The sequence below is a fragment of the Nonomuraea sp. NPDC050451 genome (assembly GCF_044458585.1).
In genome coordinates this window covers 77,629-93,464 of sequence record NZ_JBITHZ010000044.1, presented here as the reverse complement: position 1 = coordinate 93,464, position 15,836 = coordinate 77,629, and the positions used below count along the sequence as shown (strand labels likewise).

The following is a 15,836-nucleotide window of genomic DNA, read 5'->3' as shown; positions in this document are numbered from 1 at the left end:
TTTTTGCATCCAACGCGAACCGCCGTCTAGCGGCCCAGGTCAGAGCCTCAACCCTCTACTGCCTCTCCTCTCCTCTTCCAAGTGATACTCAGACGGATAGAGTGCAGATGGCCGAAAGCGTGCACGCAGCAGGTCCTCTATCGAGTTCAAGTCGCTGGGGCACGAGGTGTCGTCAGTTCGCATCTGATGCGATATGCGGCGGTTCCGGAATACGGCAGAAACGGGCCGCGCTCTTGATCACTGATCGTTAAACTCCTGGGGGTTCGCGCTGGTTGGTGGCGATTTCGGGGGTTCGGGTGGCGTCGATCGACCGGACGGTCAAGGCCGCCGAGACCGTCGGGGCCGCGGCCTGCGGCTACGACTCCGGGAAGAAGATCAAGGGGGAGAAAGCGGCACATCGCCACCGACACGCTCGGGCTCGTGTTGTGCGTGCTCGTCACCTCTGCGGCGGTTCAGGACCGCGACGGCGCCCACTCGTTGCTGGCCCTGCTGCGGGAGAAGTTTCTCCACCCTCGCCCTGGTCTGGGCGGACGGCGGCTACGCCGGGCGCCTGGTCACCTGGGCACGCGATGTCCTGCGCCTGACGGTGGCCATCGTCAAGCGCAGCGACGACATGCGCGGCTTCGTCGTCCTGCCCCGTCGTTGGATCGTGGAACGCTCATTGGCCTGGCTGATGCGCTATCGGCAGCTGGTGCGGATCTACGAACGCAAGCCCGAGCATCACGAAGCCTTCATCTGGTGGGCCGCCATCCACCAGATGACCCGCCGCCTGGCCCGCGAACTGACAGGCGGGCCAGCTCACGGACGCTGGGGAGACCCGCCGCCACTACCGGAGCTGACCAGCCCCGACCGACGCGGCAAGATCCTGGAACTTCTCGCGGCCCAGCCCCGGCGCGCCTGGCGAGGCAGCGAACTGGCCGCCATCCTCGGGATCGACAACGTCAACAGCTTCCGCGTCAAGCTCTCCCAGTGGTCCCACCAGGGCTACATCCGCAAGATCGCACCCGCCCTCTACGGCCCCATCCCCACGAGCACTTAAGTCTTCGTCAGCAGCCTCTGAAATCTCATCAATACCTGGAGAAGTCGGAGCGCCAGCCCAGAAGCCCAGGTCCTGGGGCTAGGGAGACCCAAGAAGCCCAGCTGAACTCAAGGGTTATTAGTTGAGCGTCTACAGCCAGTCCACCGAGGAAGACAAACAGGCAGCCCTCCGCCACCTCACCGTCGACCGGTGAAGCGACCCCCGATGACCACGAACCCGACCCACCCTGCCCCCGGCCACAGTGACAGCCCAGCCGCGCAACCACCGAGTGCCACAGAGCAGGTCTCCGCTATGCCCACCGTGCCGCTTCGTGCCGACGGGTGGCCCGACTGGCTCGGCCGCCGACCCATGGCCAGCGCCGACCGGGCTGAGGTCCGCCGACGCGTCGAGGCGGGCCTACCGCAGGGCCCGCTCACCGACCCCGGCCCGTTGCTCTGCTACCTCACCATCGACGGCCTGGACCACACCGACAACTCTCGGGCCGCGATCCGGCTCCGCGGACAGATCCACGCCGCCATACGCAGCGCCACCGAAGACCGCCTCACCACCTATCAGCACGACCGAATCCACCATCACCATCGGCATCCACGGTCATGACGCCCAGGAACGCATCAACCAACTCCGCAACGCCCTCGGCAAGCTTCTCGCGAAGAACCGCCTCGCTCTCCGTGAATCTCCTCGCTGACCTGCGTGTTCGTGCTTAGCGCTAATTTCCGGCCGAATATGACCACGCCGCCTCCCTAGCCCGCGCGCGACCCCGGGGTAACGGTCCCGGCGCCCCGGTCCACCAGCACCACCTGGTCTGTCGGGTCGATACGTGGAAGCCGGTGCGCGATGATCACCAGGGTCTTCCCCGCACAATAAACTCGCAGGGCGTCGTACACCTCGTCCGAGGTGACGCCGTCGAGGGCGCTGGTGACCTCGTCGACGACGAGCACCTGCCAGTCGGCCAGCAGCGCCCTGGCCACCGCCAGCCGCTGACGCTCACCGCCCGACAGCTGGAGTCCCTCCACGCCGATTGGAGTGTCGAGGCCGTGCGGAAGGTGGGACACCAGGTCGTCCAGCCGGACGGCGGCGAGCACCCGATGGATGTCCTCCTCGGTCACGGCCTCGCGGGCGAACATCAGGTTCTCCCGTATCGACGCGTCGAACAGGGTGGTGTGCTGCGGAATGATCGTCACCACGTCGCGCAACTCCGCGTCGCCGGCGCCGTCAAGCTGAACGGTTCCGGTGGCCGGGCGCAGGAGACCGGCGATGATCAACCCCAGCGTGCTCTTGCCCGACCCGGTGCGTCCCCGGACCACGGTGACCGATCCTGCGGGCAGGTCCAGGTCGATGCCACCGAGCACGTCCCGCCCGTCGCCGTACCGGTGGCCCACCCCGCGCAGGGTCAGGCTGATCCCGGCCCCCGGCACGGGAGCGCGGCCCTCGTCGATCGGCAGCGGCTCCGGCAGGTCGAGGTATTGGATGACGCGCTCGAACTTGGCCAGCGAGACGTGCAGGCCACTGGATAATTGCAGAAGGGATTGGATGGGCTGGGACAGCTGCATCTGCAGGATCACCATGACGATCACGGTCCCTGTACTCAGTCCGGAGACCGCCGTACCGGACACCCAGTACACCAGGGGCGGCACGCACGCGAACGACGCGCCGATGATCACATAGGCGGTGGCCCCCACGACTCGCTGCCGCACCGTGATCTCACCCAGTTGCCTGCACACCTCGACGAACCGTTCGAGCTGCCGGCCGGAACGACGCAGCGTCCGGCCCAGGATCACCCCGCCCAGGCTGAGATCCTCGGCGGCGAAACGCAGCAGTGAGGTGACGTGGCGCTGCCGTTGCCTGGCCAGGTCCTGGCGCCGCTTGGCGAAGCGATGGTTGAGCAGCGCCAGCACGTACGCCAGCGAGAAGGAGAGCAGGGCCAGTTGCCAGCTCAGCATCAGCATCGCGATACCCGAGGCGACCAGCGCGGTGAGGGAGCCCAGCGCCTGGTGGACGGTGCCGGTGACGAACCGGTCGATCCCCTCGATGTCGCTGACCAGCCGGGCCTGCACCTCCGAGGTGCTCTCCTCGGTGTAGAAGGCCAGTTCCTGCGATTGGGCGCGGCCGTACACGGTGGCGCGCAGGCTGGTCGTCACCCGCTGGCCGACGATGTTGGTGAGCGCCACGTTGCCGACGTCCAGAACGCTGCTCGTGACTCCCAGGACGACCATGAGCACGCACAGCAGCGTGAGCAGCCCGACGTCGCCGTTGAGCAGCCCCTGATCGATGACCATGCGGGTCAGCAGCGGGTTGGCCACTCCCAGGGGCACGGTGATCACCACGATGATCAGCGAGGCCACCACCTGCCACCGATGCGGGCGGAACCAGGTGAGCATGCGCCGGAGTACGGCGGTGGCCGTCATAGGAAGGGGTGGGGGTCGGAGGTGAGCTCTTCCGGCGCCAGGTCCCGGTCGCGATGACCGAGCAGCCGCGGCACGGTCAGGAGCCGGGGGAGATCGTCGAGACGGCGGTGGTCGTGCCCGAAGGTCATCGACAGGGTGCCGGGAATCAGCACCTTCACACAGGCGAACCCGCCCGCCCGGTGCTCGGAGCCGGTCTGGTCGATCACGATCACGTCGAGCCCGGTGTCCAGATAGCGCTTGACCATCTCGGTGAGCACGCCCGTCAGATCCGTACCGGTGACGGCTCCCAGGTCGGCCGGCCTGCGACGGCCGGGCGCCCCGGTGAGGAAGTCGAGCCGCCGCGCGGCGTCCGGATGCGCGTACAGCAGGGAGTGGTCCTCCATCTCCTTGACGAGCCCGGGGTCGGCCAGCATCTGCCGCGCCCGTTCACGGTGCTCTGCGTACTTCTCGCCCACGGGAGCGATGCTCGAGGCGACCTCGGAGAGGGCGTTGGCCATGGCGCGTTCCGGGTCAGGGCTGGACCCGGCCGCGGAGATCGTCGCCGCCCGGCCGTCGTCGCGCGGGTTTACGGCGATGGCCCACACGCAGGGGATCCGCTGCTCCACGCTGATGTCGTGGAAGAACACGTCGTACCCGGTCTCCGCCTCCACGGACGCGAGCTGCCACAGCAGCCGGCGATCGGACACCCCGGCCGTCTCGATGCGCGGCGCGGGTATCCTGCAGTACCAGGTCAGCAAGAAGGCGTCGCGCTCGGCGACCTCCAGGACGCCGTGGAGGACGGCCTCTTCGAGGGAGCCGCCGAGGGCGCAGCCATTGGAGATCTCGTAGACTAGCTCGTGCCCGTTCTGGTAGTAGGCGCAGGACTGCGGCACCAGGATCGGCTCCTTCCGCGCGAAGGAGTAGCCCCACACCCAGGTGTAGGTCTCATTCACGTCGAACGGCCGGTACAGGAAGCCGGGCAGGCGGTACCGTTCCGGCGGGTAGAGGCCCAGGGTCCGCGGATCGAGCGCGTGCCCGGCGACCTCGGCGAAGCTCGCGCGCACCGCCGGCCTGCGCGCGCCCTGGGCGCCACCGTACCTCTCGAGTCCTTCCAGCACGGCGATGCGCCTGCCGGCGGTGCGCGTCTCGGCGCGCCCGTAGCCCACGACCTCGCCGCCGCGCCCGCCCACTCTGGCCGACGCGACGGTCAGGACACCTGCCGTCCATTCCGAGATCGAGCCGATCAGCCCGCATTCCTGGTCCACGTACAGCTCTTCCAGGTCCTCGGTGACCTCTCGCGTACGGAAGCTCCCTGCGCGCTGCATCTGCCGGGGTTCCAGGACCAGGTCCGCCAGCTGGGCGGTGTCCTGCGGCGCGTCACCGCAGGTGTCGCAGAGCGCGTCCGGCAGGAACGGATGAACGCCGACGTCCAGGCGCTCCAGATTCACCGTCATCAGGGCCCTGCGCGTCCGGGAAGCGTCCCCTTCCGACAGCAGGGCCGCGACGATTTCGGCCACCTGCGTGGCGGCGAGCGGGGTGAGCCAGGACGACGGGCACCCGCGCAGGACCCGGCCGTGCCTGCGCCAGATGGCGCGGTGCCCCTCCTGGTCGGCACGGACGAGGCGCCGTCGCCGCTCGGCGCAGGACACGCAGCCCGCCTCACCCGGGATCTCCAGGGGGCCGATCACCACCTGGCCGAGCTCTGCGCGGACGCGTAGCCACGGCACCGCGAGCTTGGTGGAGACCGCTCGGGCCTCCGCCGTGCGAGCGGTGTTCCAGCTGTCGTCGGCCGCGATCAGCAGGTGCGGGCCGCCGGGCACCTGCGCCGCCGTGTCATGGCGGCCGACCTGCCAGTCGGCCGCCAGCCGACCGGCGATGGCGTCGTGCATCAGCCCGTGCCCGATCAGCGCCACCTCACGCATCAGCCACCACCACCCGGGTCAGATAGGGCATGATCGCGGCCACTTCCTGATCATGATCAAGGGGCACGGCCAGCGCCACCCGGCCGCCGGCGCGTAGCCGCGAGGCCGCCGTCGCGAGGTCTCCTGCCGGGGCCGGAGTCCGCCGCCATGGGCCGCGCAACCGGGCGGGCAGCGGTTCCGCCTGGCCGTACCGGGGGGATTGCAGGTGCACGAGCGTGGACCTCAGCCCTTCTCCCAGCGCCTCGGCCGGGTCCAGGTCGGTGAAGTAGCCGATCGTGACCTCGCCGGCGCAGTACGCGAAGGCCGGGATGCCCAGCGGGCCGGTGAGGTCGTACACGTCGGGCAGTTCGTCGAGGCGGGAGAGCACCTCGCGGCATCTGCGCCCTTCCTGGCGCAGGTCGACGGCGGTGAGGTCGATCCGCGGAAAAGGCGCGGAGCGCGCGGCGAGACCGGCGATGATCATCTGCAGGCACCGGCTGGCCAGTCCCTTGCCGAGGGCGTGCTCCCAGCTATCCCCGGTCGCGAGCCCGGCGCCTCCGCTCCCGAACACATCGGCGGCCGGTACCAGTCGCGCCCTGTCCGGGCGGTCGATCTCGTGCGCCCAGACGTCGGATCCGACCAGCCTCCGCGGATCCACCGTGCGCGCTCCGTAGGCGGCCAGCGCGCGGCAGGCGGCGTCGCGGTGCGCCGCCTCGTGGCCGAATCCGGCGCCGATCACCGCCTCCCCGTCCGGCGATACGGCCCGGCACAGGTTCACCAGCACCTGGGGCGCGTCTGCCTCGGCAAACCTGACAACGCCCAGGCGCTCGTCGACGCACGGGGCGATCCTGCGCAGGAATGACTCCTGGTCGAGACGTTCGCCGGCCAGGAGATCACGCACGCGCCGGAGGAACTCCTCGCGGGAACGCGGGGACGCCGGGCGTGCCAAGGGGTGGGGCAGGCAAGAGTGGCGCGTGCGCCGCCACGTCCCCTGCTCGATCCTGACCAGGAGGCCGCGTTCGGCGGGCGGGACGGCGCCGGTCAGCTCCCGGTAGGCGGCCTGGACCAGGCTCGCTGCCGCTCCCGGCGGCGTGGTTCCGCCCTGCCCAGCCGTGACGCCCATCCGGCGCCTCGCGTCGTCCCATCCCGGCGCCGCGGGCGGCAGCAGCCAGGTGGCCTCGCCCGTGACGACCATCAGGGCGAGGGGGATCGCGCGCTCCGCGCAGGCGCGCTCCAGCGGCAGGGCGGCCGGCCCGTCGCCCGCGTAGAACACCAGGTCGGTGCCCGCGGGGAGATCGGTCACCGCGGCGGAGGAGAGGTCCAGTACCGTGATGTCACGCAATCCGGACGCCGAAGCCGCCCTGACCAGTTGTCCCAGCATCGGCTCGACGCCCGCCACCACCGCGGCGCGGCCGGCGTAGCTGTCATCCCGGTCCTCTTCGAGGGCGTCGCAGGTCCGCAGGAGCTCGACGACTCGCCTCACCGCCTTCTCCCGGTCGGGCGGCATCCCGGCGGTCAGTTCCCCGATCGTGTACCTGCCGTCGAGGAACGGCGTGAGCCGGTCGACCCAGCCCGCGATCGCGGCCCCGTCGATCCGCGCCAGCCCTCGATGCGTGAGTACGCGCAGGCCGTCGCCGGTCGGGGCCAGGTAGACGTCGTCACGCATCCGCAGCCTCATCGCGCCGCTCCCCGCGGGAGGGATCCGAGCGCGAACTCGCCCACCGAGCCCTCGTCCATCTCGTCCAGGCCGGTGGCCGCCGCGAAGGCGGTGGAGTCGCCACCGCCGAGCGCGCAGGGCGCCAGCTTCATGGCGGTCGCCACCAGGTACATCGTCTGAAAGAGGACGCCGACGTTCTTCATGATCAGTGAGTACGCCATGGACTGGTAGTTCCACATGACGCGTCCGAACCGTGCCGCGATCACCAGGAGCACCTGCGGCTCCTCGTGCCCCGTCGATGCCGCGGCGGTGCGCAGGAGCCGCCGCACCTCGGGGGTGGCCCCGCAGATCCTCTCCAACCGGTGGCGCTGCGGATCGTAGTGATGCAGCCCCTGCTCCAGCCCGTGGACCTGCCGGATCACCGGGTAGATCTCCAGTTCGTACAGGGCTCCGCCACTGGGATAGGGCCGGCGCACATAGTCGGCGCCGTCGGCGCGGAAGACATCCCGGTTGCGCGAGCAGCGGTAGAGGAACTCCCCGAGTTCCGCCGCGGTCATCGGATTCGACGCATCGTAGCGGCACAGCGAGCGCCGTTGCTCCAGCACGGTGGTCAGCCCGGGGTCGCCGGCGCGTACGCGGCTCAGATCGGGTCGGGCAAGCTCGACGACCTCGCCGTCGAACGGCGCACGGAGCGCCGCGTGCGGGACCGGCCTCCCGGCGGCCCAGTCGCCCTTGCCGTACGGGACTCCGGGCAACGGCCTGCGGCTGTGTCGGTGGAACCACAGCTCGTGGGGTCGCCAAGTCGGCGACCGGTCGTCCTCGTCGCCGGCCCGGGCGACCGCCAGTCCACCGGCCCACAGGTCGCGGCGGAACCGGCGCAAGGCCGGGACGTCGTCGTCGGCCGGCCGCGGCAGCCCGAGCCAGGCCAGGGCGCGCGAGTCGTGCAGCCGCACGCGGCACCAGGAGCGCGGGGACTCCAGGACCATGGCGCTCCCGTCCCTGCGGGTCACCGCGTACCGCGACAGCACCAGGTCCTCGGGCATCTCACCCGCGATCGGGTGCTGTGGTCCTTCCGGCTCCACGGTGTAGACGTCCGTTCCCGACCAGGTCACGGTCGCCTGGAGCCACCCCTCGCGCCGCAGCAGGCTCAGGTCCTGCTCCACCAGTTCCTGCGCCGGGACCGGCTCCCTGGCCAGCCGGTGCAGCAGCGCCTGCTGCGCCGTGCTCAGCCGGCCCAGCGCCGTGCTGTACGGCCCGCTGAGCAGGTAGTAACAGCGGTCAGGTGTGACGCCACCCGAGACACCCGGCCGGATCCGGACGCGTTCCTCGATCTGCGATGTCATGCCGATATCTCTTCCTCACCAAGGTCCAGCACGGTCCGCGCGGCCAGGGCGGTGGCGTACTGCTCGGTGAGCAGATCGACCCCCAGCCGGTTGGCCGCGAGGTGCGCGCACGTAGTCATCACCGCCGGCTGCCGCCGGGGCTCCAGCTCCTTCTGCAGGCCCGCCATGGTCTGCGCCCAGCCCGCCAGGCCGTCGCCCGGCGGCAACCGATCCGTCCGCTCGACCAGCGCCCGCATGCGCCGCCCCAAGGGGAGCAGGACGTCGCGTTGCCGCGCGAAAAGATCGGCGTGATCCCCCCGCGGCAACGCACCGGCCCTCAGCCGCAGCAAGACGATGAGGTACATCGCCACGACGGCGGTCACCCGCTGCTCGGGCGTAACCCCTGCCGTGAGCATGGACAGGACGATCCTGCTGGAGTCCACGAAGTGCTTCTCCACCGCCCCCATCGCGACCCGCCCGTAGCGCCGGTTCTCCCTGCGGTAGGGAATGAACGACACGGAGTTGTTCTGCGCCAGTTCGCGGGCGAAGCCCGCCATCCCTTCCCCGCGTGCCAGCAGAGCGGCCCTCGTCTCGTACTCCTCTTGGCGCACGGCGACGGCGGAGGGGCAGGCGTGGAAGAAGGCGCGGCTCCTGGCCTCGATGACGCGCCGTACCCGGTCGTGCTCCGCCGGCTCGGCTCTCACGCGCAGGCGTACGTGCGGACCGGCCTCCCAGTAGCGCAGGAAGAAGACGTCCGGGCGGTCGCCCCCGTCCGCCAGCTCCGCCACGATCGCGGGAATCAGCCGGACGATCAGGGGATCCTGGTCGCCGTGGTAGAAGAGATGCGCGCTCACCCACTCGTGGTGGCCCACGTCAATCGCCCCACGCCGCGACGTCGATCACCATCTCCATGACGTGCTCACCGCCGTGGTTCTCGGGTGCCCGCATCGGATCGGGCAGTGCCTCCTCGAAGAGGACCACCTCGTTCGGCTGTCGCAGCAACTCGTTGAAGGCGTGGAGGAGAAAGGGGTTGGCGAAATCCAGGTAGAGCGGCTTGTTCTCGTAGGAACGCCCGCTGGCCAAGCCTCTGACGAAGCACGTCTCCGGGATGCCCGCTTCCAGCCGCCACGCGGTCAGCCGGAGGAGGTATTCGGCCATCGGCTCGTTCGCGCGCCGCGCCGGGATGTTCGCCGGCGTCATGTGACGGCTCGCCCGGCGCACCACCACGCGCCCCACCCGCGCCCGCGGGATCACCGTCACCTCGGGCCCGGACCTGCGCTGTCCACGCGGCGCGATGCCCATCACGGGCTCGGGCGGCTCCTCGCCGAATGCCCGAACGAGCAGCTGCGCCGCGCGCGGCAGGGTCCAGGGGGCGCTGTTGCCGAGATGCAGCGGCCGGACCAGCCGGTCGAGCCTTCCCGACCGCAACCGCAGGAGTTCGCGGGTCGGATCCCGCTCCACCCACAGGTCGTGCAGATCGGTCCGATCGGTCCCCGGCCGGACGTCGCCGTGCCACGGATAGGTGATCTCGTACGGCGCGCACGGCTCCCTGACGTTCAACGAGGTTCCCAAAGACCCGCCGAGAGCGGCGAACACCGGATAGTCGCCGGGCGGTTGCGCCCACGGCTCCGTGCGGGTGCCGGTCAGGTGGTCCAGGCGGCTGTGGACCCTGCCGTACCCGGTGAAGATGTTGTTGATCACGAACGTGGGGCCTGACTCGTCCGCCAGCGGCTGCCCGTACACCCCCACCGCGTGCAGGTCGTCCAGCCAGCGCGGGTATCCGGCCACCGCGAGGGTCAGCTCACCGGGCTCGATCGCGACGACCCCGTCAGGTCCGGCCGCACGCCACAGCAGGCCGGCCGCGTCCTGGCGCAGCGCGCGCAGTTCATGGATGCGCTCGAACACGCTCGCCCGCCCGCTTCCTGACGAATGCCACAGCCGGCCGATCTCCTTGCCTGCCGGGGAACCGCCGGCGATCTCCTTCACGAGCTCGTGGTAGAAGGACAGGAAAGGAGTCGGTGGCCGCTGCCCCCACCAGGCGTTGAGCGCGATCTTCAAGTCCTGGCCGAAGCTGAACAGCGCCAACCACCGGCGGATGACCTGCAGGTCGGCCAGCACCGGCTGCCACGCGAGACGCCCGCACTCGGCCAGGGGTTCTCCGGCTACGGCCGTGTCGAAGGTCTGGCTCGTGATCGGCTGCCCCAAGTGGCCGGACAGGCTCCCCATCGCCTGGCCCACCGCATCCAGCCGCCGCCGATGCAGTTCGACGTCCTCGACCGGTATGGCCGCCCGCACGGCCTCGTCGACGGCCAGGAGCAGCGCGCCCTCCTGCGCGAACTCCGCGCCGAGCGAGCGCAACCAGCGCCCCGCCTCGCCTGGTGTGGTGATCTGCCCGGCCGGCTGCGGCATGAGCTGCAGCAGTCCGATCTCGACGAGATGGTCGAGGAAGGCCGCGACCCGGGCGGGCTGAGCGTTTCCCGCCGCCTCCAGCTTGCCTGCCAGCTCACCGAAGGTGATCGCGGCGTCGGGGATCAGTTGCAGGCAGGCGCTGATCGCCGGGGTGGCGTCGATCGTGACCATCGCCTCCGCCGGAGGAGGACCCAGGAAGCGCAGCCGGTCGCCGGAGCCAACCACGCTGGGATTGACCCGGATGATCATGGCGCGCCGCAGCCGTCCACTCGTGACCAGTGCCGCGTGCAGTTCCGACCGCGCGACATGGCCGAGGTCGAGGACGCCCGCCGCGCCGCGCAGACCTTCGGCGCACTGGCGGACCGCCACGTCGTCGTCCGTCCACGTACCGCGTCCCGTCACCATGAACGTGCTGAAGGGGCTGGTCTTCGCCGCGGCCCGGACCAGGTACTTGACCAGGGCGGGCGCCAGCCGCCGGGTACCACGGCCCGGGTCGACCAGCCACTTGTCCAGATCCGCCGACAGATCGGGGCTCGCCTGGAGGAGCGCCCGCCGGAAGACCGGAGCGGAAACGAGGTCACGCAACCGGCTCTCCAGGGCCGCCGTCTCCGATCCGACACGTTCGTCCAGGTCGCGTCCACCATCACGCCACTCGTCACAGGCGGCCACCCAGCGTTCCACCCGGTCCGAGAGGTCACGGCCGAGCAGTTCCCGCGTCGCCGGGCTCCACTCGCGGGCGGTCGGCCTGCGCCCCTGATAGACGGCCCGCCGCAGGCCGACGAGCAGCGGCCTCGCGGGGTGCGCCGCCGCGCGTGCGATCACCGGGTACAGCTCATCGCTCAGCGTCGCGCCCTCGGCCCGCACCCACCGCCGCAGCGAGAGCCGGTCACGCACGGCCAGTCCCACCTCGTGGAAACGCAGTTCCCGCAGGACGGTGGTCGGCAGGCCGGCCAACCGGATCAATGGAGCAGCGAACATCCTTCACCTCACCCGATGAAACGCGGGCCGTCCTGCGCGCAGCACGGCCCGCGGTGCTGTCCGCTACTCCTCGTCTATGTCGTCATCGGGGTCGGCGTGCGGCTTGTCCGGGCCGCCGCCGCAGCCGCAGACGCAGCCGCTGGGTCCGACGCACTTGGTGATCGTGCAGGACGCCACGATGTCGTAGCCGCGTCCGAGCGTGAGTGTCTGCACCTCCAGCCCGCTGACGGTGAGGTCGAACACGTCCATCGGAAGATCGTGAACATCGAAGTCGAGGGTGGAAACGGGTGGCATCGATACCCCTTTTTCGCCTAGCTGGAATGCGTGTCCATGCGCTGCCGACGCTAGCAACGGTGGGTATATCGGAGGTATATCGGTGGTACGCCGCTAGGGTCCTGGTCTAGAAATTCGAGCGCAGTAGCGGCCGATGGCGCCGATGATCTGGTCGGCGTCTTTGGTCCAGGTGAACGGGCGGGCGTTTTCGTTCCAGTGTTCAAGCCATTCCAGCAGCGCGGTGGTCAACTCGTCGAGGGAGCAGAACACGCCACGATCGAGGCGGCGGCGCTGGAGTTCGGCGAACCATCGCTCGACCTAGTTGATCCACGACGAGTAGGTGGGGGGTGAAGTGCAGGTGGACCGTCGGATGTTCGAGGAGCCACTTATGGACCACCGGGGCCTTGTGGGTGGACAGGTTGTCGCAGATCACGCGGATCTCCAGGCCCGGTTCGACCTGGTGGAAGATCTCCTCCAGAAAGTCCCGGAAGTCCACCGCGCGATGCTGGGGCGATAACTTGCCGATCACCGTGCCGCCGGCGACGTTCAGTGCCGCGAACAGGTCGATGGTGCCGTGCCGGTGATAGTCGTGGCTGCGCCGTTCGGGCGTGCCGGGCACCATCGGCAGCACCGGCGCCGACCGTTCGATCGCCTGGATGTGCGGTTTCTCATCGACGGAGAAGACCACCGCGTGCTCAGGCGGGGACAAGTACAGGCCGATCACGTCGCGGATCTTGTCGATCAGTAGCGGATCGGTGGAAATCTTGAACTCCTCCACCAGGTGCGGTTGCAGGCCGAATGCCTGCCAGATGCGCCGCACGCTGGAGGCCGAGATCCCCACCCGGGCGGCCAGCTCCCGCCGGGACCAGTGCGTCGCTCCTTCGGGCACCTCTTCCAGCGTGCGGACCACCACCTCCTCCACCTGCGCATCGGTGAGCGTGCGCGGCGCACCCGGCCGAGGCTCGTCGCTGAGACCGTCCAGCCGGCGATCGATGAATCGGTTGCGCCAGGTGCCCACCGTGTCCCGGGTGATGCCCAGACGCCGCGCCACAGCGGTGTCGTCCAAGCCCTCGGCACACAGCAAGATGATCCGTGACCGGTGGGCCAGCACCTGCGCGGTCTTACCGCGTGTGGCCCATCCCTGCAGCATCCGCCGCTCGTCCGTGCTCAGCACGAGCGGACGTCGTGGTTTGCCCGCCATCCCTTCATTAGATGACGAAACTCAAAACCGGGACACTAGATCCGGTTTCCGCACATGTGGATGTTTAGGATCTTTCGCGCGGCGGCTTGGCGGTGTGTTCGGTGGGCGGCAGGCTGCTGGCGTGTGAGACAACATGCGCGGTTCGGGGTTGCGTCGGCGGAGAAGCTGCTCGGGGCGTTGCCGGTGATAGCGGGTTTCTCTTCCCGCTTGAAGATCAGGGACATCATTGATGAGGCCTGTCCGGTGCGTGATCTAGCCGCGCTCACGCACGGGCAGGTGATCGAGGCGCTGGTCGCCTACCCCGGCCGGATCCTCATCGACTCACTCAAAGACATCGCAGCGACCTGCACGAAGCCCGCTGGTGAGTAGAAGGCGGTACGTGGCCAAGGGCGTTCCCGGCGGGTACCGGATCTGGGACACCAAGGCACGACGGTGGTGGGGAGACCACTACGAACTCTGCCCTGACGAGCTGCTGTCCGAGCTGAACGACGCCGCGGACCACGCGAAGATCACCATGCTGCTCAAGAAGTACCGAGCCCTCAAGCGCTGACAACGAATCCAGCTCGGTTGCAGACGATGCCCCATCCCCTGCTGTGCAGAGGTGCTTGTGACATCGACACCGTCCCGGAACTTCGTCCGACAGACGCCGCTCGGCTATGGGGCGAAGAGGACCTGGGACTCGAGGTCGAGGCGGGTGGCGGGATCTGCAGCCGGCGGGGTGAGGTTGAGGATCCAGTTGCCGAACCGGCGGATGACCTGGGTGATGTAGGGCGAGATGGTGGCCAGGTCATCGAGGTCGACGGGGTGGCCGTCGGCGGCGATGGCGTTGGCGGCGTCCGTGATGTCCTGGGCGGTGGAGTAGATGACGCAGTTGGCCAGGAGCTCGTTGAACTTGATGATCTTCTCTTGGTAGTCGGGGTCGTTGTGGCCGATGAGCTGGCCGCCGAACATCAGCCAGTCGGCGAAGTTGTGGAAGGACTCGTTGCGGTTGGTGACCTGGGTGATCTGCTCGCGAAGGTCGGGGTCCGACAGATACCGCAAGAGCGTGATCGTCCTGACGGCGCGGCCGAGTTCGCGAAAGGCCCGGAAGAGCCGGTTCTTGCGGGAGTGGTTGCCCAGCCGGCGCAGCAGGGTGACCGAGGACAGCCGGTTCTCCCGGATGGAGATCGCGGTGCGGAGTAAGTCTGTCCAGTGCGTCTCGATCAAGGTCCAGTCGATCGCCTCGTCGCCGAACAGTGAGTCGATATGCTGGTAGGGGGTCCCCGGTGTCGGCCGGTAGAAGATCAGGTCGTGCCAGTTGCGGATGCGGGGCAGCAGGTCGAACCCCATGAGCGCGGCGAGTCCGAAGACCGGCAGCGACTGGCCTTGGGTGTCGGCATGGATGGTGTCGGGCTGGATCTCCGAGGCGTTCTTCAGCAGGCACTCGATGATGTAGACCGCCTCCCACACCCCGCAGGGGATGAAGCGGCTGAACAGCGCGACGTAGGTGTTGGAAATGTGCCGGTAGGCGAGGCCTCCGTAGCCTCCGTAGCGGATGTGGGACTCGGCAAGGAGGTTGTTCTCCCATGTCTCGATCTGGGAGCCGTCGGCGGCCACGGTCTTGCCGTCGCCCCACACCGAGGCGATGTCGAGCTTGTTGAACTCGTTGATGACGTCGGTGGAAGCTTTGAAGATCTTGTCGCTGGTGGAGTGCTTGTTCGCAGTCATGGCGATCTCGGCGGCGCTGATCTTGCCACGCATGTGTGCGGCGACCTGGGCCGGGCCGAGCAGAGTCCCGTAGGTGAACACCATCAGCACGTACCGGCCGAGCGCTTCCTTGATCTTCGGGTCGGAGCCCGAGGCAGGGCCGAGGTGCCGCGTCCAACCGGTCTGGTAGGCGGTGCGGGTGAGGATGTCGAGCAGGTCGCGCTGCGGGAGCCGCTCGTGCACGGCTTCCTCGAGCTTGAGCGCCTCCTTGCTCCGCTCGGCGCCCTTGCGGCGTTTGAGCATCGGGCGCCCGCCCTCCAGGGTCAGGTCGGTGTTGGCCGGGTAACCGGAGTCGACCTCGGCGGCGGTGTCGGCCAGGAGCTGCCGGTAGTGGCGGGTGAGCTCGCGGGGGTTGGTCGGCAGGCCCGCTTCGGCGCAGAACTCGGCGCCGAGCGGTTCACACTCTTCCCAGGACATGAGCTGGTCGTGCAGGTTGGCGTAGGAGTCCGACCCGGCTACCGCGATGTCGCCCGACTTCAGCTCCGAAGCCAGGTAGGAGAACACGCACACCTCCAGGTGACGGCGAACCAACAGGCCCGGCCGGTCCGGATCCTTGAGAATCTTCCGCCACATCGCGGAGGCGAACGCATCCACGTCCGCCACCAGCTCCACCGCGGCCGTGGCGCCGTCCGGGCCCGCGCGCTCCACGCTGATCCGGTCGGGGACGAACGCCGCCCGGGCGTGCCGCTGAGCCTGCAGGTACTCCACCGCATCCAGCACGCTGCGCTCAGCGTTGGTCGACTCCAGGTCGATCGACTCGACCAGGGTGAACAGCGCCGACCGATGGGACCGGTAGTGCTGGTCGAGCAGTGGCAGGTAGTTGTTGCCGTGATAGGCCGACACCGCCTCGTGCGCGGCTGCCAACGCGTCCAGGCCGCCGGCCTCCTCCAGAGCTTTCAGCACGAGGCGGCCAGCGCGCTCGGCCA

General features: G+C 69.2%; 12 protein-coding genes and 2 pseudogenes. 5 read left to right on the top strand and 9 right to left on the bottom strand.

The annotated features are described in order from the left end of the window. Positions 1-240: 240 nt before the first annotated feature. From ACIBI9_RS58735 to ACIBI9_RS58725, 3 genes and pseudogenes are all read left to right on the top strand, one after another. A pseudogene (locus ACIBI9_RS58735) lies at positions 241-486 on the top strand (transposase); the annotation flags it as partial. Beyond that, complete coding sequence (locus ACIBI9_RS58730; RefSeq protein ID WP_397236326.1) at positions 443-1,039, top strand: transposase; 597 nt, start codon at positions 443-445, stop codon at positions 1,037-1,039. The pseudogene ACIBI9_RS58735 and the gene ACIBI9_RS58730, both read left to right, overlap by 44 nt. Positions 1,040-1,330: 291 nt before the next feature. Beyond that, on the top strand, positions 1,331-1,636 hold the full coding sequence (locus ACIBI9_RS58725) for a hypothetical protein (RefSeq protein ID WP_397236314.1): 306 nt from the start codon (positions 1,331-1,333) through the stop codon (positions 1,634-1,636). Positions 1,637-1,779: 143 nt separating this feature from the next. Here the strand turns inward: ACIBI9_RS58725 and ACIBI9_RS58720 are convergent, their stop codons facing one another. The 8 genes and pseudogenes from ACIBI9_RS58720 to ACIBI9_RS58685 form a co-directional block, all read right to left on the bottom strand. Continuing rightward, a complete protein-coding gene (locus ACIBI9_RS58720) occupies positions 1,780-3,444 on the bottom strand; it encodes an ABC transporter ATP-binding protein (protein ID WP_397236312.1) in 1,665 nt (554 codons plus the stop codon). Further along, positions 3,441-5,345: a TOMM precursor leader peptide-binding protein gene (locus ACIBI9_RS58715; protein WP_397236310.1), complete on the bottom strand. Its 1,905-nt coding sequence runs from the start codon at positions 5,343-5,345 to the stop codon at positions 3,441-3,443. The genes ACIBI9_RS58720 and ACIBI9_RS58715 overlap by 4 nt, the downstream gene beginning before the upstream one ends. Then, entirely contained in the window at positions 5,338-7,002 is a 1,665-nt protein-coding gene (locus ACIBI9_RS58710; RefSeq protein WP_397236308.1) for a hypothetical protein, read from the bottom strand. Before ACIBI9_RS58710 ends, ACIBI9_RS58715 begins: the two co-directional genes overlap by 8 nt. Continuing rightward, positions 6,999-8,324, bottom strand: a complete 1,326-nt coding sequence (locus tag ACIBI9_RS58705; protein ID WP_397236306.1) for a SagB family peptide dehydrogenase — start codon at positions 8,322-8,324, stop codon at positions 6,999-7,001. The genes ACIBI9_RS58710 and ACIBI9_RS58705 overlap by 4 nt, the downstream gene beginning before the upstream one ends. Then, positions 8,321-9,157, bottom strand: coding sequence for a lantibiotic dehydratase C-terminal domain-containing protein (locus ACIBI9_RS58700; RefSeq protein ID WP_397236304.1), 837 nt, complete (start codon positions 9,155-9,157; stop codon positions 8,321-8,323). The genes ACIBI9_RS58705 and ACIBI9_RS58700 overlap by 4 nt, the downstream gene beginning before the upstream one ends. 19 nt (positions 9,158-9,176) lie before the next feature. Next, entirely contained in the window at positions 9,177-11,690 is a 2,514-nt protein-coding gene (locus ACIBI9_RS58695) for a lantibiotic dehydratase (protein WP_397236302.1), read from the bottom strand. A 63-nt stretch (positions 11,691-11,753) separates the two neighbouring features. Continuing rightward, on the bottom strand, positions 11,754-11,984 hold the full coding sequence (locus ACIBI9_RS58690) for a thiomuracin/GE37468 family thiazolyl RiPP peptide (protein WP_397236300.1): 231 nt from the start codon (positions 11,982-11,984) through the stop codon (positions 11,754-11,756). 93 nt (positions 11,985-12,077) lie between these two features. Then, positions 12,078-13,164 (bottom strand): annotated as a pseudogene (locus tag ACIBI9_RS58685) (IS630 family transposase). Between the two features lie 123 nt (positions 13,165-13,287). On the opposite strand from ACIBI9_RS58685, the gene ACIBI9_RS58680 reads away from it, so the two are divergent. After that, the gene (locus tag ACIBI9_RS58680) at positions 13,288-13,533 is read left to right on the top strand and encodes a DUF4277 domain-containing protein (RefSeq protein ID WP_397236298.1); all 246 of its coding nucleotides are present in this window, start codon (positions 13,288-13,290) and stop codon (positions 13,531-13,533) included. Continuing rightward, positions 13,526-13,714 carry a hypothetical protein gene (locus ACIBI9_RS58675; RefSeq protein WP_397126140.1) on the top strand — a complete coding sequence of 63 codons (189 nt, stop codon included), beginning with the start codon at positions 13,526-13,528 and terminating at the stop codon, positions 13,712-13,714. The genes ACIBI9_RS58680 and ACIBI9_RS58675 overlap by 8 nt, the downstream gene beginning before the upstream one ends. A gap of 104 nt (positions 13,715-13,818) precedes the next feature. Here the strand turns inward: ACIBI9_RS58675 and ACIBI9_RS58670 are convergent, their stop codons facing one another. Then, on the bottom strand, positions 13,819-15,813 hold the full coding sequence (locus ACIBI9_RS58670; RefSeq protein WP_397236296.1) for a transposase: 1,995 nt from the start codon (positions 15,811-15,813) through the stop codon (positions 13,819-13,821). Between the last annotated feature and the right edge of the window lie 23 nt (positions 15,814-15,836).